Origin of the sequence: Shewanella sp. SP2S2-6 (assembly GCF_031931965.1) — a bacterium.
Classification (GTDB): domain Bacteria; phylum Pseudomonadota; class Gammaproteobacteria; order Enterobacterales; family Shewanellaceae; genus Shewanella; species Shewanella baltica.
Window position 1 is genome coordinate 21,896 of the sequence record NZ_JAUOEQ010000014.1, and the last position, 22,238, is coordinate 44,133.

A 22,238-nucleotide genomic window follows, 5' to 3' on the forward strand; every position below is an offset into this window, starting at 1 on the left:
AAAAGTTGATAAGGGAAGCAATAATGCATTATAAAAAATCCATGATAGGTCTTACTGTAACTGCGATAGCTATTATTGCTGGCTGCCAAGTTACGCATCAAATAATAAAAAGCCAAGGTACTGCTCAAGGTAAGCATGGCGAAGTGCAGGTCGAAACAACATTCAAAGACGGGCATATTGTTGCGATTGATGTACTTAAGCAAAAGGAAAATAAAGTCCTTGCAGGTGCCGTATTTAAAGATGTGAAACAGGCAATTATTGATAACAACTCTATCGAGGTTGATGGTATCACTGGTGCAACAGTGACGTCTAAAGCGCTAAAAGAAGCCGTGGGCAAGAGTATTGAAGCCGCAGGGGTAACACTAGTTGCTGTCGCTTCAGCTAAAAAAAGTGAAGCATTAACTCCTGCAGAATATACCTATGATGTCGTAGTCATTGGCTCTGGTGGTGCAGGCTTTAGTGCAGGCTTAGAAGCAATGGCCGCAGGCCGAACTGCCGTTATTATTGAAAAAATGCCAATTATTGGTGGTAACTCATTGATCTCGGGTGCTGAGATGAATGTTGCTGATAGTTGGGTACAGAAAAATATGGGTGTGACTGATAGCAAAGACCTGTTTATTAGCGATACGTTAAAAGGTGGCGATTTTAAAGGTGATCCTGAAATGGTTAAGACCATGGTCGATAATGCTGTAGGGGCTGCAGAGTGGTTAAGGGATTACGTCAAAGTAGAATTTTATCCTGATCAGTTATTTCAGTTTGGTGGACATAGTGTTAAACGGGCCTTAATCCCTAAAGGTCACACTGGCGCTGAGGTGATTAGTAAGTTTTCTATTAAAGCTGAAGAAGTGGGCTTACCGATCCATACTAATACTAAGGCTGAAAAGTTAATCCAAGATCAAACGGGTCGAATTGTTGGTGTAGAAGCGACTCATAATGGAAAAACTATTACATACCATGCTAAACGCGGTGTTGTGATTGCTACGGGTGGATTCTCATCTAACATGAAAATGCGCAAAAAATACAACCCAGAGTTAGATGAACGTTATGGTAGCACTGGTCATTCAGGTGGCACTGGTGACGGTATTGTGATGGCAGAAAAAATACATGCAGCAGCTAAAAATATGGGATATATCCAGTCATACCCTATTTGTAGCCCAACCTCTGGTGCTATTGCCTTGATTGCAGACTCTCGCTTCTTTGGTGCGGTGTTAATCAACCAGAAGGGTGAGCGCTTTGTTGAGGAATTAGAGCGCCGCGATGTTATCTCACAAGCCATTTTAGCCCAACCTGGCCGTTATACTTATGTGTTATGGAACCAAGCTATTGAAGATGTTGCCCATACCGTTGCTATGCACCAAGGAGAGCTAGAAGAGTTCACTAAAGATGGTCTGATGTATAAAGTTGATACATTGGAAGAAGCGGCGAAGGTTTTCGATATTCCAGTGGAAAAACTAGCATCGACTATCAAAGATGTTAATCATTATGCTGCTACTGGTAAGGATGAGGCTTTTAATCATCGCTCAGGATTGGTTGATTTAAGTAAAGGACCTTATTGGATTTTAAAGGCTACACCTTCTGTGCACCATACAATGGGTGGACTTGTGGTTGATACTCATACTCGTGTATTGGATGAGCAAGGAAATGCTATTCCCGGCTTATTTGCCGCAGGTGAAGTGACAGGCCTAACACATGGTACTAATCGTCTTGGTGGCAATGCCTACACTGATATTATTGTTTTTGGTCGTATAGCAGGACAAGAAGCGGCTAAATAAGTTGTGTTTTATGTCTAGCTTAAGCGACCCAATTGGGTCGCTTTTTTTGTAAAGAATGCTTGTTTATTCGTGCATAATACGGTGTTTATAGCCTTATTTATGATGAGTAAATCGTGATCGCTATGGCAAAAATCCACAAACTTGCTACCCAAGGGACTACAAAGCGAAGGTGAGTCGGAGTATCATACGGCTAATTCTTACTAAAACACTCAGGTATCCCCTGACGGAGCAGGTTTTCATGATTACCATTTCCGATGCGGCTCAAGCCCATTTTGTTAAGTTGTTAGCAGATCAACCTGAAGGCACTCATATTCGCGTATTTGTGATCAGTCCAGGAACCTCGCAAGCCGAGTGTGGTGTGTCTTATTGTCCACCGGATGCAGTGGAAAGTGATGATATAGAAATCGAGTTCACTGGCTTCAATGCTATGGTCGATGAGAAGAGTGCACCTTTCCTTGAAGATGCCACTATCGATTTTGTGACTGACCAATTAGGTTCACAACTCACGCTCAAAGCTCCTAACGCAAAAATGCGTAAAGTGTCTGGTGATGCACCTTTAGTCGAGCGTATCGAATACGTGATCCAATCTGAGATCAACCCTCAGTTAGCCGGCCATGGTGGTAATATCATGCTGGTTGAAATCACTAAAGAAGGCGTAGCTGTACTGCAGTTCGGCGGTGGATGTAACGGTTGTTCTCAAGTTGATATCACCCTGAAGGATGGTATCGAGAAACAACTGTTAGACATGTTCCCAGGTGAGTTGACTGGCGTACGTGACGTGACAGATCACCAACACGGTGAGCATTCTTACGCTTAATCTTGTTTGTTGAGCTGAATAAAAAACGCGACCTTAGAGTCGCGTTTTTTTATGTTTTGGCTTTCGCTTAAAGTACTGTTGTTCAGTTATAACTTAGGGTTGAGATTATCAGCTAAGAACTTATCTAAGGCTTTAAATGTCGCGAGTCTGTTGTCGTTATTGCTCAAGTAATGATCGCCATTTTCCAGCTCAATATACTCCACTGGTTTTTTCAGTGATTTGAGTTCGTCATACATTTCTCGGCTATGTTGAACCTTCACCACTCTGTCCTTATCGCCATGTAGCAGCAATACTGGGATGTTAATTTTATCGGCTTTACTGATCGGGGAGCGGTCATAGAGCGCATCAAAGTCATCCCCTATTTGCTCTTTAACCACTTTGTAGTTAGTAAATCTTCGGCTCGATTTCACTAGATAGGCCACATCGGTGACACCCGCTACACTTACGGCGCAGCGGTAGAGATCGGGAGTCATGGCTGCACCCATTAAGGCCGCGTAACCCCCATAGCTAGCTCCGACAATACAAATACGTTTAGGATCGCTAATCCCTTGATCTATTAGGTAGCGAGTCCCGTCTTCTACGTCGTTTTGCATTTCGAGTCCCCAGCTTTTTAGACCAGCTTTCATAAACTCATAGCCGTAACCTGCCGAGCCCCTGAAGTTCATCCGAAATACCGCATAACCACGATTAGCGAAGAACTGTGCCCAGTAGTCGAAGTCGTTGCTGTCGTAACTGATGGGGCCGCCATGGGGGAAAATAATCGTCGGCAGTTGTTTGGCTTCAAGCCCTTTTGGCACGGTTAGGTAAGCATCGATTTTGAGCTTATCCCTTGCCTCATAAGTTAAATATTGGGTATCGGCGAGGAGTTCACTCTTGAGTCTGCCGTATCGGTTAGCGATTGGATAAAGCGTTTTTTCGTCTCTATCGCCAAAATAGTAAGTGCCGGGCTCGGTCGAGCTAGTGGAATACACTATGTAGCGGCGTTCATCGGCACTGAACTGGGTAATATAGTTGTGTGCGTTGGGTAACACGGCTTTTAGGCCATTTTGTAGGCCCACATATTCTTTTTCCCAAAAGGTGTATTCTTCGCCGTCACCTTCACTGATACCAATCACTTTTTTCTTCAGTTTCGAATAGAGTAAATTACCTTCAACGTCAGTATCTTCATTGGCGTAGACCAATTCTTTTGTGAGCTTAGGATCGGTCAGATTGACTTTAAATATGGCTTCGAAACCTTGGTGATAGGCGCGAACGTAAAGAATATTGGGGTCAGCATCAAAACCTAATGGCCAAACACTGTCCTCTGAGAAGGCTTTAAAGGTCCAAAGTAAACGTGAATCTCTCTTTTGCTCAGCCTGTTCATAAATGCGGTACTCAGTATCATCGTTATAGATAGAAATACGGACCTTGTGTTGCCTGTCAGTAATCCAACTGATGATCTTCTTTTTAGCATTTTGGGTGTAACTGGATTTACCCTGCGCTAAATTGACTTTAAGTACACTATCTTCGCCTACGTTTTCGCCCATTCCGTCTAATGACAGTAAAATATTGTCGGGGTCATCTGCCATAAGATCGATAATTTGCCCCTGATGTTGCGGGATCCAATTGAGACGATCTAAGACACTGCGGGGAATGACACTTGAGGTCTTTTTTGTGGTCGAATCATACTTAACAAGGCGGGTTTCGGTTGTCGGTGTACCGTAACGGTTAGCCGGAAATTTAGCACTGATCAGTAAGATATTATCGTTTGCCCACTGCAGAGACAGGATGACAAATTTTTGATTATCCGTGTGCAGCGGAATGCTTTTTTCGCCCGTTTCTATATCTTGGATACTAACGACAGTACCTTTGAGTTTGGCTTGGTCGACGCGTACAACCGATGCGAGTTTTTTGCCGTTAGGCGAGAGCTGTACAGAGCTCACATCTGGGATGCTGGCAAAGGCTTCAACGGGTAATTGTGGCGCTGTGTCGGCAACGGCATGGTTGCATAGCCACATAAAAAGCAGCGGTAAAATCCTTTTCATTATAGAATCACATCTTTGTTACAATTGTAAAATCAACATCATAGTGATTTTGCGATTTGTAAACTACTGTCTTTACAGATTTATTTATTTAAAAAGTCTTTGCTGAAATAATAGTGCCCGGCAAGCGTCAGGCTTCTGACGATCATAAAGGCACTCATGGCGGCCCAAAGGGCGTGGTTACCTTGCTCAGGCAATAATAGTTGCTGCAGCAAATACCAGGTCGGGAAAAATGCACCGAAGGTGGCGAGTATCATGCTATTGCGCATCACTTTGCCTTTAGCGGCACCTATATAAACCCCGTCGAATAAATACGAGCTAAAAGACCATAAAGGTAAAAATATCAGCCAAATAAGATAGGTCTGTGCTGTGGCTCTGACCTCATTAATGCTGGTCAATAACGCGATAATATTGCTACCAAAAAGACTGAATACAGCGCAGAACCCTAACGCAGTAATGGCCGACCAGCTCCAGGCTAAGATCACTGCTTCCCGTAATTGCTCCGCCTGTTTTTGGCCATAGGCTCGGCCGACCTCTGCCTCGGCATAATAGGCAATGCCATCGAGTGCATAGGAGATTAACAGCAGTAAATTCAGTAACACGGCATTGGCGGCAACGGTATTATCACCCAGACCCGCACCATGAAAAGTCATAAAGGCAAAGGCCGCTTGCAGGCAGAGGCTGCGGATAAAAATATCTGTGTTGAGCCTCAGTAATTTGCCGTACCCCGTCAGGGTGACATGGGGTAATAGCTGGGATAAGTGAAAATCGGCTTCGCGCTTGAGTTGCTGTAACACCATAGTGAGTGCGACTGAGAAAGCGGTGATATCGGCAAAGACTGAGGCGAGGGCGGCGCCTTTAACGCCCCAGCCTAAGCCGAGGACAAACACCACATCGAGAATAATATTGGCAAGGTTGGCTAATATCAGCTGCCACATGGCGGCTTTAGGTTGCTGACGTCCCAATAGCCAGCCAAGCATTACGAGGTTGAGTAGGGCGAAGGGCGTTGACCAAATTCGTACCTGAAAATACTCGCGGCAATAGCGCTCGACTTCGCTACTCGCTTCGGATAATCCTAGCGCTAAATTTAATATCGGGACTTGCAGCACGATAACGCCAGCGCCCAATAACACAGCTAGCATAGCGCCTTGGACTAAGAGTTTATGCTGGGCGTGAAGATCATTTGCACCATAGGCCTGCGCGACTAAACCTGTGGTCGCCATACGCAAAAATCCCAATAACCAAATGATTAATGTGATAATCGTTGACCCGACAGCGACTCCCCCTAAATAATAGGCTTCACTCAGATGACCTATGACAGCCGTATCGACTAAGCCCAAAAGTGGGATAGTGATATTGGAGAGTATCATCGGCAGGGCAAGCGCCAGTAATTGACGATTTTTCGCGCCGTTAAGCATTAGGTCGAGCCAAGTTGATTTAGCAGTATTCATTAATTTCAGAGGTGTTCACATTATGGTTAAACGTGTGCTGTTGGCACTCATAGGGCTAATGACGTTTTCTGCCCATGCCGTGGTCATTCTGCAATATCACCATGTGTCAGAAACCACTCCTGCGGCCACAAGCGTGACGCCCGCGCAATTTCGTGAGCAAATGCAGTTTCTAGCCGATGATGGCTTTAAGGTGATCCCGCTTTCTCAGGTAGTTGAAGCGATAAAGCAAAAACAAGATTTACCTGCGAAAACAGTCGCAATTACCTTCGACGATGGTTATCGCAGCATAGCCACTACGGCGCATCCTATCCTAAAGGAATTTGGATTTCCCTACACCTTGTTTGTGGCAATTGAGCCGATTAAACAAAAGTTTACCGAGATGATGACTTGGGATGAGCTGATAACGCTATCCAAGGAAGGCGCCGATATTGCTAACCACAGTTGGGCGCACGAACATTTGATCCGCGCCTTAGAAAATGAATCACAGGCGCAGTGGCTAGCGAGGGTAAAGGCCAATGTTTTAGACACAGAAAAAGCCATTTTGGATGCCACAGGTCACAATTTCAAAATGCTGGCTTATCCCTACGGTGAGTACAATCAAGCCTTGCAGAATATGTTAACTGAGAACGGCTTTGTCGCCTTGGGGCAACAATCGGGTGCCGCTGGGCCCTATTCGCCATTAACGGCGCTGCCGCGTTTCCCTGTTGCAGGACAATATGCTGATTTAAAAAGCCTTAAGGCCAAGCTATACAGTTTAAATATGCCTGTGATTGCGCAGAGTCCTAGTGATCCTGAGTTAAAGGGCGGCCATTGGCGCCCAGAGCTTAAAGTCACCCTAGATATGAGCGATATCTCGGCTAAGCAAGTGATGTGTTATATCCAAGGCCAAGGTTCAAAACAGCCGACTTGGTTGAGTGAGAACGAGTTTAGTGTTCAAGCGGATTTAGCCTTACCTGCGGGTCGTTCGCGTTACAACTGCACTGCGCCGAGTAAGGCGCGCAATGGCTACTATTGGTTTTCTCAGCCTTGGGTGAGGCCAAAGGACGATGGCTCTTGGGTCAAAGAGTGATCAACGGCTAGGTTTGTATTGCGCCACTATTTTTCTAAAATCGCTAATCATTTCATCATTTAACACCTGCGGCGGTTTGCCTAACGCTGCCGTAGGCTTAAACACTGCGACTCGCGTTCCCTGCGGCGACACCAACACATAACCCGCACTATGGTCGACTTGGTAGTTTTCCCCTTCACCGACCATGGCATAGGTCAGTCCTAAGCTGCGGGTGAGCGGGAAGATTTGTGTCTGCTCGCCCGTGACCGCTTTAAATTCTGGATTGAAAAAATTAACATAGGTCAGGAGTTTATCCGGTGTGTCCCGTTTGGGGTCGACGGATAAAAACACCACCTGCAATGGCGCAATTTTGTTTAGATCGGGATAAGCCGCCGCGAGTTTATTTAAGGTTGTCGGGCAAACATCGGGGCAAAAGGTAAAACCGATAAAGAATAAGCTCCATTTCCCCTGCAAGCTGGCGTTGGTAAAAACCTGCTGATGTTGATCAACCAATTCAAAGGGCGCTAATTCATAGGCCTGCGGAAACAAAAAACCACTCTCTAGCTCGATAGGTTTCGGGGGATTAAATTTCACCGCAAATAGGCCGCCAAGGCCGATCAATAATATGGCGATGACTAAAATTCTTTTCTGCATTATTGGCTCCATAACGACAGGTTAGCGCGACAAACGAGTTGCATACACTAGTTCCACAAATAGTGGTCGAGCAGTAATGCCATGAATAACAACATCAAATGATAGATAGAGAAGCGGAACACTTGCATCGCCAAGCCATCATGATCCCGATATTTAAGTTGCCATGCTTTATAGATAAATCCGCTACTGAGTAAACTAGAGCAGACGAAATACACGGGCCCACACATGCCAACCAGCACAGGTAATAGGCAAGCAATCGCCAGCAATACTGTGTAAAGCAGAATACAGGTTTTAGTAAACTCGACACCGTGGGTAACCGGCAGCATAGGAATATCCACTTTGGCATATTCGGCGCGTCTGTGAATGGCCAGAGCCCAAAAATGTGGCGGCGTCCACGTAAAAATGATGATCACTAACAGCAGCGCATGACCATGAAATTCGTTCGTCACTGCCGTCCATCCCAGCAAGGGAGGCATGGCTCCCGCAAGGCCGCCGATCACAATATTTTGTGATGTCGCGCGTTTCAAATAGGCAGTATAAACCAAGGCATAACCAATCAAGCTGGCAAAGGTGAGCCAAGCCGTGAGTGGATTCACTAAGGAATATAAGACGATAAAGCCAAGGCTGCCTAAGCTGGCAGCGAAAATTAAGGCGCGCGTGGCCGAAATACGCCCTTTGGGTAGTGGGCGATTGTAGGTGCGCGCCATTAAGCCATCGATACGGCGATCGATCAGATGATTTAACGCCGCCGCCGAGCCCGCCATCATGGCAATGCCCAGCATACCAGCGAGTAAAGGTTGAACGGGCACCGCATGGGGCACGGCCAGACACATGCCGACTAAGACAGTGAGCAGCATCAGTGCGACCACTTTAGGTTTGGTCATTTCAAAATAGGCGCGCCATGTCACGCTGAAAGTGGGTAGGCTACTGGTGATTGAGAGTGGTTTTGCCATCTTGGATCCCTCGCTTATGCTTTGCGCCATAAAAAATAGTTAATTGCGACTAAGGTCAGCAGCAGTAATGCCGCCCCGCCGTTGTGAGACACGGCAATGCCGAGTGGTAAATGCATCACTACGTTAGAAATACCTAAGCTCACTTGTAGGATCACTAGCCCTACCAATAAGAGGCTTAAGGCCCTCATCCCAGCAGCGCCAACAAATAATCGATAGGCGAGCACGAGTAATAAACTCGCGGTAACGATAGCGCCAATTCGGTGGGCGATGTGGATAGTCATACGGGCTGGGTAATTGAGCACCCCAAATTCGAAACTGTGGTGTTGGCCTTGAAACGGTGAAAAGGCTTCCGCTATTGCCAAATTATCCACCCAATTGCCTTCGCAAATGGGTAACGCGGTGCAGGCGAGCGCCGCATAATTAGATGATGTCCAAGCGCCCAACATAATCTGTCCTACAAGAACGAATAGGCTCACCAGTGCCAGCGGTGCCAGATTGCGGGCATGGGTTTCGCTATTAAAGATCCGCCGTGGTCGGGTTCGCAGATAGAGTAGTAACAGCAGAGAAATCAGGCTGAAGCCACCAATAAGATGCGACATCACCACTATGGGCATGAGTTTCATCGTCACTGTCCACATGCCGAGTGCCGCTTGAAAGAGGATCAATAGCACTATGATGAGCGGCAATTTTTTCGGTGCTTCCGGCGTTTTCAAACACAGCACTAAGATGAATAACACCAGTAAGCCAAGTCCGCCGGCGATATATCTGTGGATCATCTCCAGCCAAGCTTTCTCCGGGTGGATATCATGATCGGGGAAGATGGTTTGTGCATGGGCGATTTCATGGTCTTGGGTGGGCACCTTGATATGGCCGTAGCAACCCGGCCAATCTGGGCAGCCTAGCCCCGCGTCCGATAGGCGAGTGTAAGCGCCCATTAAGATCACCAACAAGGTAAAGACTAAGGTTAAGCGTAGGACCCAAGTTAGCTGCATCAATCTACCCTCGACAGTTTTAACAACTTACGCAGATCCGCAACCAAGGCCTTGCCTTGAGCTAAATGGGCTTCTTTGCCCTGCACTTGGGGATAGCGCAGCACTAAGCTGCCTAAGGGATCGACTATGATCAGCTGCTGTTCATCTAGCCAATGGTTTAAGCCAGCATTGGCGGGACGAGTGTTGAAGTGAAAGGCGCTTAAGGCGTTAAGATCGCTGTCGGGATGAGTGAGGATGAGCGGTTCTACTCGCGCCTGATCTGGCCCTAAAGCAGTGTGGCTTTGACGTAAAATATACAGGCGTTCGCGGCAAGCATCGTCGCATTGGGCGGGCAGTAAATACAGCAGTTGCCATTCTTTGGGATTGGGATTTTCAACCCCAAGGCTGGCATAACTGGTCTCAGGATTGATCAGCTCGCCATGATTAGTGGCGCCGCCGTGGTATAAATTCAGGCTCAGCACTAGCTTGGCTATCACCACGGGCGCGATAAACGCCAGCAACAACAAGCCCAATGCTTTGTGTTTCGATTTATTCTGGGAGTTCATGCTTGCTCCTCTCATTCAAATTATCCCTAATTTATTGTTTTATATTTATTTAGTTTTTATTTGTGTCTTGCTAAGTATGGTACGAATTTCCCTATTCGCTCCTTGAGTTTGCGATTGTTTCGGCACTCTGGCGTTTTACATATTTAATCCCTTGCCACAACATGAGCCCAGCAAACACGGCTGCCATCGAAAACCACTGCAGCGCATAACCCCAATGTTTTTGCGCCGACAGTGGGAAGGGTTGCCAAGGATGCGGCAATGTGAGGGAAGGTAATTGCTCTGGTTGCAACACGACAGGTAACACTGGGTGCCCTAATACCTTAGCCATTTCGGGCATATTTAAATTTTGAAAGCGAATGTTCGCCCCCATTTCAGCCATTAAAGCTTGGCTCAAGGGATTGATTTGCTTTTGATAAAGCCTGCCTTCGATATTTAATTCCCCGCTTAGGGGAGTGATGTGGGGCAACTCATCCCGATGGGAGCCTGCGGCAACAAAGCCTAACTCGACCAGCAACCAAGGTTTTTCAACTTCTACTTGCAATGGTTGGAAGGCTAAATAGCCCACTTGACCTTGATAGATTTGATTATCCAGTAGCCAGATTTGTGAGCTTGCGGGAGTGGCGCGTACTTGCAGTCGATAACCCGTTACGCCTTCTTTGCCGACTTTGAGTTGGAGCTGCTCAAAACTTAATGGCAGCAAAGCTTGTCTTGCTTCCATTTGGGCTAAAAGCGTCGTTTTATCTTCACCACGGGCTAACTGCCATAGACCCAACTTGACCAACATCACGAATACAGCCACAGTCAATATCAGTAAAAAAACCGTTAATTTATTCAGCAGAACATAAGGATATTGCATGAATACCCTATTCATTTTTAAATTGGTCTTAGTTCTGCTGTTGCTGTTCATCATTTTTAATCTAGGTAGGGCCTTGTTTATTATGGTTAAAGGTGACGACAAAGTGCCTATGAGCCGTTATCTTGGTCGCCGGGTGATTTTCTCGGTACTCGTTATTCTGTTGCTGCTGGTGGCATTAGGGACTGGGTTAATCAGGCCCAATCCCACGCCTTACTAAAGCCTTAAAGTACGTAGACGAAAATAAACAAACACAGCCAGACCACATCGACAAAGTGCCAATACCAACTCCCCGCTTGGAAAGCAAAATGCTTATCTGCGCTAAAGTGGCCCTTCAACACTCTGAAAAACAAGACTAATAAAAACAGAGTGCCGAGCGAGACATGCATGCCGTGAAAGCCAGTTAAGAGGAAGAAGGTGTTGCCATAAACCCCTGAGGTCAGGGTGAGCCCCATCTCATGGTAGGCATGCATATATTCTTCGGCCTGCAAGGCAAGGAAACCCATACCCAAAAGTATGGTGATCCCGAGCCACAGTGTGATGGCCGAGCGCTTGCCTTTCTCTAGGCTGACATGGGCAAAATGTAAGGTGACTGAGGAGGTCAGCAGCACGATAGTGTTGATTAACGGCAGGCCATTCCAAGGCATCGCTTCGGTTTTGGTGCCATCTGGCGTAGTGAGCAACGGCCAAACGGCTTCGAATTGTGGCCAGAGTACTTCGTGGGTCATGGCATTATTGGAGGCGCCACCGAGCCAAGGCACTGCGACCATTCGGGCATAAAATAACGCACCAAAAAATGCGCCGAAGAACATCACTTCTGAAAAAATAAACCAGCTCATGCCTTGGCGAAAGGATCTATCCATTTGGTGCGAATAAAGTCCAGTCATAGATTCGTTGATCACGGTTCTAAACCAGCCAACCAGCATAAAGAGGATCACGGCGATACCCGCTAGCAGGATATAACCGCCACCCGATGCGCCAGATTTTAGTTGATGGACAAAGTGCCCTGCACCCAAGGCGATTAGAAACAATCCTATAGCGCCAATGATGGGCCAAGCACTTTGGGCGGGAACATAGTAATTTTCATGTTTTGTGGTCATTTTGCAGCTCCTTGCTCTATGGCAGACGCTAACTGCTTGTCGGTAATGTCGTAGAGGGTGTAAGAGAGGGTCAGAGTGTGGATGGATTCAGGTAACTGAGGATCCACAAAGAAAATGAGCGGCAACTCAGCGCTTGTCGAAGCCGCTAAGTGCTGTTGATTAAAGCAAAAACATTCCGTTTTATTAAAATATGCCGCGCCTTGCCCAGGTGATATTGAAGGTATCGCCTGACCGACCGTGGCCCTGTCTGACACATTGCGTGCCAAAAATGCTGTGTGTATCAGTTCGCCGGGGTGAACTTCGAGCCGCTTGGTTTGCGGCTCAAATTTCCACGGCATACCCGTTTGCACTTGGGAGATAAATTCCACTGTGACAATACGGCTAGTATCTATGGTTATCGCTTGATAACTACTGGCGGTATTGGAGGTTTTACCGTTAATCCCCAGCTTCTCACATAGCACATCGTATAGCGGCACCAGCGCGAACCCAAAACCAAACATACCAATACAGCCCATGACGAGCATGCTGATAAGCTTTCGATTTGACTTAGGTTTTTCTGGCTGGTGATGGTTCGTCATTTCATTTCACCTCAGGTGGTGTCGTGAAGGAGTGGTAAGGCGCTGGGCTTGGCAATGTCCACTCTAAACCCTCGGAACCTTCCCAAGGTTTAGCGGGGGCTTTCTCGCCGCCACGGATGCACTTGATGACTAACACTAAGAAAATCAATTGCGATAAGCCAAAGGCGAAGCCACCAATCGAGACTATTTGATTAACATCGGCAAATTGAATCGAGTAATCGGGGATACGCCTTGGCATACCAGCTAGCCCAAGGAAATGCATCGGGAAAAACAGTACGTTGACCGAAATCACCGAACACCAGAAATGCCATTGCCCCAGTCGCTCGTTGTACATGTGCCCCGTCCATTTAGGGAGCCAGTAATAGGCTGCCGCCATGATGGAGAAAATCGCCCCAGTCACGAGCACATAATGGAAATGCGCCACCACAAAGTAGGTGTCGTGGTATTGGAAGTCGGCTGGCGTAATGGCGAGCATTAACCCCGAAAACCCGCCAATGGTGAAGAGTATGATAAAGGCCACGGCGAACAACATAGGGGTTTCGAAGCTGAGTGAACCACGCCACATAGTCGCGACCCAGTTAAACACTTTCACCCCCGTTGGCACCGCAATCAACATAGTGCAATACATGAAGAACAGCTCGGCAAACACTGGCATGCCTGTAGTGAACATGTGGTGCGCCCACACGAGGAACGACAGAATTGCAATACTGGCAGTGGCATAAACCATTGATGCATAGCCAAATAATGGTTTGCGGCTGAAGGCGGGTACTATGGCGGAGATAATGCCAAAGGACGGCAAAATCATGATGTAGACCTCAGGGTGGCCGAAGAACCAGAAAATATGCTGGAACATCACAGGATCGCCACCCCCCGCGGCGTCGAAGAAGCTAGTGCCGAAAAACTTATCGGTCAGCACCATAGTTACAGCGCCCGCGAGGACGGGCATCACAGCGATCAGCAGGAATGCTGTGATAAGCCAAGTCCATACAAATAGCGGTAACTTCATCCATGTCATGCCGGGCGCACGTAAGTTCACTATGGTCACAATCACGTTGATTGCGCCCATAATTGAACTTATCCCCATGATATGAATAGAGAACACGAAGAGTGCCGTGCTATCGGGGCTATAAGTGGTTGATAGTGGCGCGTAGAAGGTCCAACCAAAGTTAGGCCCGCCGCCTTCCATAAACAGTGAGCTGAGCAAAATGGTAAAGGCGAAGGGTAAGATCCAAAAACTCCAGTTATTCATCCGTGGCAGCGCCATATCGGGCGCCCCAATCATCATAGGGATCAGCCAGTTGGCGAGCCCAGTAAAGGCTGGCATCACGGCGCCGAACACCATAATCAGCCCATGGACTGTGGTCATTTGGTTGAAGAAGTTGGGCTCGACCAATTGTAATCCGGGCTGAAACAGTTCAGCGCGGATCACCATGGCCATAGCGCCACCGGTTAAAAACATAATGAAGCTGAACCATAAATACAGAGTACCAATGTCTTTATGGTTGGTGGTTAGCACCCAGCGCATGATGCCCTTTGGCGCACCATGATGATGGTCATCATGGGCTGCGGTTTGATCTTGAGTCGTTGTGCTCATCATAATCCCCTACTGTCCATGGCTGGCGATATCAGCGGGTTGCACTGTATCGCCGGTATTGTTGCCCCAAGCATTGCGCTCATAGGTAATGACGGCCGCGAGTTGCTGTGGACTGAGTTGTTTGCCAAATGCCTGCATCGCCGTGCCCGTTTTGCCATGTATTACTATGTCGAGATGATTAGCAACGGGTCCTGTGGCGATAGCACTGCCAGCGAGTGCGGGGAAGGCTGGTGGTATGCCAGCTCCCGTTAACTGATGGCAGGCCGCACAAGTGGTGGCGTAAACAGTTTCACCTTCGGCCATCAAGGCGTCGTGGGTGAGAGTAGGGAGACTCGCTGGATCGACTATGGTTGTGGAGTCGACAACGGCTGCGGGCTCTGTTGCAGGTGCGGGTGTTGGGGTCGTGCTGACTGGTGCGGTAGCAGGTGCCTGTGTGCCAGTACTGCCGTTCATATGCTCATTAACATCTTTGGCCTGCACAGCGTCGCCAGTATTATTACCCCACGCATTACGCTCATAGGTAATCACAGCGGCAATTTCTTGTGCATTCAATTGCTTACCAAAGGCTTGCATGGCCGTACCCGTTTTACCGTTGATCACGATTTCAAGGTGGCCGCTGAGCTGTCCCGTTGCTATCGGACTGCCTTTGAGGTGTGGGAATACGCCTTGTAACCCCTCGCCATTAGGCTGGTGGCAGGCTGCGCAGTGACCGAGGTAAACTTGCTCACCTTGGGTCATCAGCTCCTCTTTGCTAAGGGTCTGTGACAATGCAGCTTGAGCAGCTTCTGCCGCCGCGCCTGCAGCTTGTTTTTGCTCCGCTACCCAAGCTTCAAACTCGGCTTCGGGTAAGGCTTGCACTACAATCGGCATAAAACCATGGTCTTTACCGCAAAGTTCGGCGCACTGACCACGGTAAATGCCGGGTTTGTCTATGCGAGTCCAGGCCTCATTGATAAACCCAGGATTAGCATCTTTTTTCACCGCAAAAGCAGGTACCCACCATGAATGAATGACGTCTTCTGAGGTCATTAAAAAGCGGATTTTGCGATTTATCGGTAGCACGAGCGGCTTATCGACCTCCAAAAGGTAATTTTCCCCTTTGGTTTCGGTACCGTCGATTTGTGTTCTTGGGGTTGCGAGTATGCTGTAAAAATCAATGTCTTGATCGAAATAGCTGTAGTGCCATTTCCATTGGGAACCTGTGACTTTAACGGTGAGATCGGCATTGCTGGGATCTTCCATAGCAATTAAGGTTTTTGTCGCTGGAATCGCCATTAAGATCAAAATGATAAATGGCAGAATCGTCCAAGCGATTTCAACTTTAGTGCTTTCGTGAAAGTGCGACGCGACAGCGCCTTTGGATTTTCTGTGATTGATCATGGCGTAAATCATCACGCCAAAGACCACAAGGCCAATGGCGCAGCAGATATACAAGATGGTCATGTGCAAGTGATAAACCTTGCCACTGATCTCGGTTACGCCAGGGGTCATGTTGAACCGCATGTCCGCGGCGGCCAACGGTGGTGCGAATAACACCACGAGTAAACAATACAACAATTGCTTCACAAGACTTCTCCTCTGCCAATTGCGAATAGCAACTACAAAGAAGAGCAACACAGTAAGTCTCAACTCTATGCAAACTCTTCAGTTCCCAAAAAAGCGTTTTTGACTTCAACGTGCGTTGGCGGCTGTTACTTTTAATTAAGTATTGTTACTGCTGGTATTAGCCACGCTGGCACATACGACTGAAATAAATCTGTTCTCTATTTTTAGTGGCATTTTGAACTCGATTACGGCTCGATTTATTTGCCACGGGCGGCGATATATCATCGCCGACTAAATCAACCATACTTGCTGTTTAAATATTGATCAAGATCACTTATTTATCTAATTGTCTGAAAAATTGCCAAAAAAAAGCCTCACATTCATAGGCGAGGCGGCTTTCAAGGTAAAAAAATAAATGAATATTTAATGTACAGCGCTAAAAAAAGATTGTTGGCCGAAGAGATTGCCTTGCTCAATGCGTACGTCGCCATGTAAGTGACTGTTTACGTCTTCTAGCACTATACCCATGGCGCGGGCACTTTTAGCGACGATTTGCAGGCGACGATTATCGCGTGCATCCAGTGATTGGGTCCAAGTAATAACCGCACTGGACGTACCACTTGTTAAGGCTTTTTCCATCGCCCACAGGGTTTCGACTTCATCTTTAGCGTGCACCAGCAAGACTCTGTCCATACGCACGCCTGCATTGGCGAGCATTTGTTTGTAGCCAATGCTCGGTGGGTTGATGAGTACTAACCAACGACCCTGTTGGCTTAACTGGGCGAGTTGCGCACTCAAATGGATTAACTCTTGGCGGCCTTGAGTCTTAGTTGGCATGCAGGCGATAGGTGCGTGGTGCCAGTCATAGTCGGCATCACGGACTTCATCGAGCCACAAGCCCGGATGGCGGGGTGCATTGCCAAGTAGTTTGTTCATAGCCAATCTCCATTACGGATCACACCGACGGCGAGTCCTTCAATTGTTAAACTTTGATAGCCTAAATCCACTTTTATCGGGGAATAGTCTTCATTTTCGGCGTGTAGATAGACCACATTGCCTTTTTTTTCGAAACGTTTAACAGTGACATCGTCGTCGACTCTAGCGACAACCACTTGACCATTTCTAGCTTGTTGTACTTTATGGACAGCCAGCAAATCTCCTTCGAGAATGCCGATATTCTTCATGCTGTCGCCTTTAACCCGCAGTAAGAAATCGGCGGCGGGATGGAACATGCTCGGGTCGACTTGGTAGTACTGTTCGACATGTTCTTGGGCAAGAATAGGTTCGCCAGCAGCCACTTGACCGATAAGTGGTAAACCTGTTTCAGTTAAATCTTCGACTTCCGCAGGTAGGCGAATGCCCCGCGATGTGCCTGGCATGATCTCAATGCAGCCCTTTTTCGCCAACGCTTTAAGATGCTCTTCAGCCGCATTGGCGCTCTTAAAACCTAAACGGGTCGCGATTTCTGCCCGAGTGGGTGGCATGCCAGTATCGGCAATATTTCGTTTAATTAGCTCTAAAATTTCAGCTTGGCGTGGCGTCAAAGGTCTCATGGTGTTTCCTGTTTTTCTATACAGTTACTGTTAGTATATACAGTATTATTTGCAGCGCAAGTATTAACCACTTTTTAGCTATGTTGGAGAGAATTAGCGAATATTACCCATAGTCTGGTATTCTACCGGGCTAGTAAACGTACTTAATTGCATAAGAATAATGCCTAAACACGACTCTCTTTGGTTGAAATCATTACGCTGGATCCAAAAACACTTAGTGCACACTATTGTTGTGCCTCAGGATCCCTTTGCCGATCTGAATCTGGATGCCTCCAGACCCCTTGCTTATGTGATGAAAACGGAATCGCTGAGTGACATCGCTGCCCTGAGCGAAATTACGGCTAAGTTAGGACTGCCGAGCCCCTATGAGCCTTTAGTGGCAAATGGTGTGATTGCGCCTCGGGTTGTCTGCCTTCAAGGGCGTAAGCCGCTGTTTGGTGAGCGTGCCGGTAACGAGCCTTTCCTCGAATGCTTTATGCGTTTGTTGGCCGTGCATAAGGAGCGCCCTGAATTAGACATTCAACTGGTGCCCGTGAGCCTGTATTGGGGCCGCACGCCAGGGAAAGAAGACGACACTATGAAGGCGGCTGTGTTTGAGCGGGAAAACCCGACTTGGCTGCGCAAATGCTTGATGATTCTATTCTTAGGTCGACATAACTTCGTACAGTTTTCAAATGCGGTATCTCTGCGATACATGGCCGACGAACACGGCACTGACATGGGGATCGCCCATAAGTTAGCGCGGGTAGCGCGGGTGCATTTCCGTCGTCAACGTAAGGTGATGACAGGGCCTGTGCTGCCAAATCGCCAAGCACTGTTTCATTCGCTGCTCAAATCCGAGTCCTTGCGTAAAGCGATTCAAGAAGAAGCGGCCAACAAAAAGATTTCTGAGACCCAAGCGCGCGAGACAGCCATTGAGTATCTTGATGAAATCGCTGCAGATTACTCAGATAGCTTAGTGCGTATTGCCGAGCGTTTCTTAACTTGGTTGTGGAACAAGCTTTACAGCGGGATCAACATCAAAGGTGCCGAGCAAGTTCGTCAGCTGCACCACGATGGCCACGAGATTGTCTATGTACCTTGTCATCGCAGCCACATGGATTACCTGCTGTTATCGTATATTTTGTACTATCAAGGTATGGTTCCGCCGCACATTGCCGCAGGTATTAACCTCAACTTCTGGCCCGCTGGACCTATGTTCCGTCGCGGTGGTGCCTTCTTTATCCGCCGTAGTTTTAATGGCAACAAGCTGTATACCGCAGTATTCCGTGAGTATTTAGATCAACTGTTTGCTAAAGGTTATTCGGTGGAATATTTCTCCGAAGGCGGCCGCTCACGTACGGGTCGTCTATTGGCGCCAAAAACCGGCATGATTGCTATGACTATGAACAGTGTGCTGCGCGGTATCGAGCGTCCAGTCACGCTAGTGCCTGTGTATTTAGGCTATGACCATGTGATGGAAGTGGCGACGTACCATAAAGAGTTAAGTGGTAAGAAAAAGAAAAAAGAATCTGTGTGGCAAGTGTTTGGCGCGATCCGCAAACTGGGTAATTTCGGTCAAGGTTATGTGAACTTTGGCGAGCCTATAACCCTGCAAAACTTCTTAAATGAGCGCGCGCCAAACTGGCGTACTGAGTTGGCCGATGATCCTGAGCAAAAACCAAGCTGGTTAACGCCAGCTGTAAACGTGCTGGCGAATCGAGTGATGACAAATATCAACGATGCGGCGGCGGCGAGTTCGGTGACCTTGACGAGTTTAGTGTTGCTGGCCACAGATCAAAATGCCTTAGAGCGCAGTCTGCTGGAACGTCAGCTTGATCTGTATCTGACCCTACTCAAAAAAGTGCCTTACACTACTTATACTTCGGTTGCCGAAGGTGATGGTAAGCATTTAGTGCAGCAAGGTTTAGAGCTGAATAAGTTTGTTGTGTGTGCCGATCCTTTAGGTGAAATCGTGTCTATCGAAGCGAGTCAGGCTGTGTCTATGACTTACTATCGTAACAATATCATTCACTTATTTATTGTGCCGTCATTAATTGCGAGCTGCTTAACGCATAATGAGCAGATCCCGCGTCAGCAAGTGGTGTCAATCGTTGCCGATTTTTATCCACTGCTGAAAGCCGAACTCTTTATGGGCATTAAAGATGTACCTGCCTATGTCAATCAAGTGCTGGATTTCTTCATTGAACAAGGGTTAGTGGTCGAGACTGATACCTTAGCTGTCGTGCCAGAGCACACTAGCCAACTATTATTGTTAGCCAGTTCCGTGAGCGAGACCTTGCAACGCTATGCGATTATTTTCAACCTGTTAGCGAACAGACCTAAGATGGAGCGCTCAGAACTTGAGTCTGAGAGTCATCTACTTGCCCAGCGTTTAGGCGCTTTGCATGGCATTACCGCGCCTGAGTTCTACGATAAGAAACTTTACGGCACCTTGAGCGTTAAGCTCAAAGAATTGGGATATCTGGCGGATAACCAAGATAAGTCCAATATCAATCGCATACGAGATCAAGCCAATAGCTTATTACGTCCGTCAGTGAAACAAACGATAGTGGCGAGTGTCACCGCGGAGCATACAGTTTAATGGCAAATCATATGAATGCGGCTAAGCATAAGCCCGCAGGTAAGTCCTTGCTCGGCGGCGCCATGATTATTGCTGGCACGACCGTAGGTGCTGGGATGTTTTCTCTGCCCGTGGTCGGTGCAGGTATGTGGTTTGGCTATTCGATTTTAATGTTATTGGGCATTTGGTTTTGCATGTTGATGTCGGGCTTATTGCTACTCGAAACCAATTTGCATTTCGAGCCCGGTGCCAGCTTCGATACTTTAAGCAAGCAAACCTTAGGGCAGTTTTGGCGGATAGTGAACGGCGTTTCCATCGCGTTCGTGCTGTATATTTTGACCTATGCCTATATCAGCGGCGGTGGCTCGATTGTGAATCACAGCTTGCAGGGCATGGGAATTGAGTTACCGCAAAGTGTGGCAGGGCTAGTGTTTGCCATAGTATTGGCGAGCATAGTGTTGATCAGCACTAAGGCCGTGGATCGCATTACCACGATTATGCTCGGCGGTATGATCATTACCTTCTTCCTCGCTATTGGCAATTTACTGATCGAAATCGATGTGACTAAGTTGCTCGAACCCGATGGTAATAGTAGCTTTTCACCTTATCTGTGGGCGGCGCTACCCTTTGGTCTTGCCAGCTTTGGCTACCATGGTAACGTTCCCAGCTTAGTGAAGTATTACGGCAAAGATTCCACCACCATTATCAAGGCGATTTTCGTCGGCACCTTTATCGCGCTGGTGATTTATGCCTGTTGGTTAGTGGCGACTATGGGCAATATTCCCCGCAGCCAGTTTATCGATATTATTGCCAAAGGCGGCAATATGGGCGTCTTGGTGGGCGCTTTGTCCGAGGTGATGGCGAGTAGCTGGTTGAACAGTATGTTAACGCTGTTTGCTAACTTGGCCGTGGCTTCATCTTTCTTAGGGGTGACCTTAGGTTTGTTCGATTATCTAGCCGACTTGTTTGGTTTTGACGATTCTCGCTCGGGCCGGATGAAAACCGCGTTAGTGACCTTTGTGCCGCCGACGATTTTAGGATTATTGTTCCCCGACGGCTTCTTGGTGGCGATTGGCTTTGCGGCATTAGCGGCGACAGTGTGGGCGGTAATCGTCCCGGCGCTGATGGCCTATAAATCGCGGCAGTTATTCCCCGAGAGCACAGGTTTTAGAGTGATAGGCGGTACACCGTTGATTATTCTTGTGGTGTTATTTGGCATAGTCACGGGTGCTTGTCATCTGCTCGCGATGGCAAATTTACTGCCGCAATATTCCTAATTTTTTCGATGATTTAAGCCCTCCATGTGAGGGCTTTTTTGTATTTAGCGATTGAGTTTTAATCCTGCAGATCTTTTTTATCCCGACACTGTACAGAAGCCCGAACTCAGGCTTAACTCGAATGATTGTAAAAACGAAGGAGCAAATGATGAAAATTACTCAGTACGCACAAGGACATGCATGTTGGGTTGAACTCGCAAGCCACGATTGGCAAGCTGCTAAGGCATTCTACCAAGCGTTATTTGGTTGGGATTCAGTAGACATGCCAATCCAGGAAGGTCATTTTTCGCTATTTAATTTAGCAGGTGATGATTTAGGCGCCATGTACCAAATTCCTGAGTCTGAGTCGCAGATCCCCAGTCATTGGCGTGTCTACTTTGCCGTGGATGATATGGATGCTAGCATTGCAGCTATTCAAGCTGCGGGCGGCCAAGTGCACATGGGGCCGCATATTGTGGGAGATGCGGGCGTGATGGCGCAGGTGAGCGATCCGCAAGGCGCACGTTTTGCACTGTGGCAAGCGAAGAACCACATAGGTGCTCGCCGTCAGGGTGAACTCAATACCCTTTGCTGGGTTGAGCTGGCTTGCAAAGAGCCGCGTACTGAAGAAGCCTTTTACTGCAAAATATTCCCTTGGACTAACACGCTCAGCGATATGCCAGACATCGAATACTCTGAGTGGCAAGTTGATGGGCAATCCATCGGCGGTATGATGACCATCATGCCAGAATGGGGCGATATCTCTCCCCATTGGCTGCTTTATTTTACCGTAGCCGATTGCGATGCATTTGCAGAAAAAGCCCAAGCATTAGGCGCGCAAGTGTGCATTCCGCCCAGTGATATCCCCGATGTGGGTCGATTCTCTGTGATAGCTGATGCTCAAGGTGCCACCTTTGCGGTGATCGAGCTTAATCAGATGTAA

Annotated in this window: 20 protein-coding genes; 7 read left to right on the forward strand and 13 right to left on the reverse strand. The window is 47.6% G+C overall.

Features of this window, described 5'->3' with window-relative positions:
* Positions 1-23: 23 nt before the first annotated feature.
* Positions 24-1,772, forward strand: coding sequence for a urocanate reductase (gene urdA / locus Q4Q57_RS11390; RefSeq protein ID WP_311890885.1), 1,749 nt, complete (start codon positions 24-26; stop codon positions 1,770-1,772).
* 238 nt (positions 1,773-2,010) lie between these two features.
* Positions 2,011-2,589, forward strand: a complete 579-nt coding sequence (nfuA, locus tag Q4Q57_RS11395) for a Fe-S biogenesis protein NfuA (RefSeq protein ID WP_006079591.1) — start codon at positions 2,011-2,013, stop codon at positions 2,587-2,589.
* A gap of 86 nt (positions 2,590-2,675) precedes the next feature.
* Here nfuA and Q4Q57_RS11400 read toward each other — a convergent pair whose 3' ends face one another.
* The gene (locus Q4Q57_RS11400; protein ID WP_311890886.1) at positions 2,676-4,613 is read right to left on the reverse strand and encodes a S9 family peptidase; all 1,938 of its coding nucleotides are present in this window, start codon (positions 4,611-4,613) and stop codon (positions 2,676-2,678) included.
* A gap of 80 nt (positions 4,614-4,693) precedes the next feature.
* A complete protein-coding gene (locus tag Q4Q57_RS11405) occupies positions 4,694-6,061 on the reverse strand; it encodes an MATE family efflux transporter (protein WP_311890887.1) in 1,368 nt (455 codons plus the stop codon).
* A 22-nt stretch (positions 6,062-6,083) separates the two neighbouring features.
* Between Q4Q57_RS11405 and Q4Q57_RS11410 the strand changes: the two genes are divergently transcribed.
* Complete coding sequence (locus Q4Q57_RS11410; RefSeq protein WP_311890888.1) at positions 6,084-7,130, forward strand: polysaccharide deacetylase family protein; 1,047 nt, start codon at positions 6,084-6,086, stop codon at positions 7,128-7,130.
* Here the strand turns inward: Q4Q57_RS11410 and Q4Q57_RS11415 are convergent, their stop codons facing one another.
* The 5 genes from Q4Q57_RS11415 to Q4Q57_RS11435 form a co-directional block, all read right to left on the reverse strand.
* Positions 7,131-7,763, reverse strand: coding sequence for an SCO family protein (locus Q4Q57_RS11415; protein WP_259483612.1), 633 nt, complete (start codon positions 7,761-7,763; stop codon positions 7,131-7,133). It abuts the gene before it with no gap.
* 47 nt (positions 7,764-7,810) lie between these two features.
* The gene (gene cyoE, locus Q4Q57_RS11420) at positions 7,811-8,716 is read right to left on the reverse strand and encodes a heme o synthase (protein ID WP_063882479.1); all 906 of its coding nucleotides are present in this window, start codon (positions 8,714-8,716) and stop codon (positions 7,811-7,813) included.
* Positions 8,717-8,730: 14 nt separating this feature from the next.
* Positions 8,731-9,708 carry a COX15/CtaA family protein gene (locus tag Q4Q57_RS11425; protein WP_311890889.1) on the reverse strand — a complete coding sequence of 326 codons (978 nt, stop codon included), beginning with the start codon at positions 9,706-9,708 and terminating at the stop codon, positions 8,731-8,733.
* The gene (locus tag Q4Q57_RS11430) at positions 9,708-10,253 is read right to left on the reverse strand and encodes a hypothetical protein (protein WP_311890890.1); all 546 of its coding nucleotides are present in this window, start codon (positions 10,251-10,253) and stop codon (positions 9,708-9,710) included. Before Q4Q57_RS11430 ends, Q4Q57_RS11425 begins: the two co-directional genes overlap by 1 nt.
* Positions 10,254-10,344: 91 nt before the next feature.
* The gene (locus tag Q4Q57_RS11435; protein WP_311890891.1) at positions 10,345-11,109 is read right to left on the reverse strand and encodes an SURF1 family protein; all 765 of its coding nucleotides are present in this window, start codon (positions 11,107-11,109) and stop codon (positions 10,345-10,347) included.
* On the opposite strand from Q4Q57_RS11435, the gene Q4Q57_RS11440 reads away from it, so the two are divergent.
* Positions 11,108-11,326, forward strand: a complete 219-nt coding sequence (locus Q4Q57_RS11440) for a DUF2909 family protein (protein WP_311890892.1) — start codon at positions 11,108-11,110, stop codon at positions 11,324-11,326. The genes Q4Q57_RS11435 and Q4Q57_RS11440 overlap by 2 nt on opposite strands.
* Before the next feature lie 4 nt (positions 11,327-11,330).
* On the opposite strand, the gene Q4Q57_RS11445 is transcribed toward Q4Q57_RS11440, so the two are convergent.
* The 6 genes from Q4Q57_RS11445 to lexA form a co-directional block, all read right to left on the reverse strand.
* On the reverse strand, positions 11,331-12,206 hold the full coding sequence (locus Q4Q57_RS11445; RefSeq protein WP_006079601.1) for a cytochrome c oxidase subunit 3: 876 nt from the start codon (positions 12,204-12,206) through the stop codon (positions 11,331-11,333).
* On the reverse strand, positions 12,203-12,784 hold the full coding sequence (locus tag Q4Q57_RS11450; RefSeq protein WP_006079604.1) for a cytochrome c oxidase assembly protein: 582 nt from the start codon (positions 12,782-12,784) through the stop codon (positions 12,203-12,205). The genes Q4Q57_RS11445 and Q4Q57_RS11450 overlap by 4 nt, the downstream gene beginning before the upstream one ends.
* A gap of 1 nt (position 12,785) precedes the next feature.
* Complete coding sequence (gene ctaD / locus Q4Q57_RS11455; protein WP_106649025.1) at positions 12,786-14,378, reverse strand: cytochrome c oxidase subunit I; 1,593 nt, start codon at positions 14,376-14,378, stop codon at positions 12,786-12,788.
* Positions 14,379-14,387: 9 nt separating this feature from the next.
* Positions 14,388-15,944, reverse strand: a complete 1,557-nt coding sequence (gene coxB / locus Q4Q57_RS11460) for a cytochrome c oxidase subunit II (protein ID WP_311890893.1) — start codon at positions 15,942-15,944, stop codon at positions 14,388-14,390.
* Positions 15,945-16,346: 402 nt separating this feature from the next.
* Positions 16,347-16,859 (reverse strand): cell division inhibitor SulA, encoded by a 513-nt coding sequence (locus tag Q4Q57_RS11465; RefSeq protein ID WP_006084614.1) that lies wholly within the window; start codon positions 16,857-16,859, stop codon positions 16,347-16,349.
* The gene (gene lexA, locus Q4Q57_RS11470; protein WP_106649027.1) at positions 16,856-17,476 is read right to left on the reverse strand and encodes a transcriptional repressor LexA; all 621 of its coding nucleotides are present in this window, start codon (positions 17,474-17,476) and stop codon (positions 16,856-16,858) included. The genes Q4Q57_RS11465 and lexA overlap by 4 nt, the downstream gene beginning before the upstream one ends.
* A gap of 160 nt (positions 17,477-17,636) precedes the next feature.
* On the opposite strand from lexA, the gene plsB reads away from it, so the two are divergent.
* From plsB to Q4Q57_RS11485, 3 genes are all read left to right on the forward strand, one after another.
* On the forward strand, positions 17,637-20,060 hold the full coding sequence (gene plsB, locus Q4Q57_RS11475; protein WP_311890894.1) for a glycerol-3-phosphate 1-O-acyltransferase PlsB: 2,424 nt from the start codon (positions 17,637-17,639) through the stop codon (positions 20,058-20,060).
* The gene (gene mtr, locus Q4Q57_RS11480; protein ID WP_311890895.1) at positions 20,060-21,316 is read left to right on the forward strand and encodes a tryptophan permease; all 1,257 of its coding nucleotides are present in this window, start codon (positions 20,060-20,062) and stop codon (positions 21,314-21,316) included. Before plsB ends, mtr begins: the two co-directional genes overlap by 1 nt.
* Before the next feature lie 148 nt (positions 21,317-21,464).
* Positions 21,465-22,238, forward strand: coding sequence for a VOC family protein (locus Q4Q57_RS11485; protein ID WP_311890896.1), 774 nt, complete (start codon positions 21,465-21,467; stop codon positions 22,236-22,238).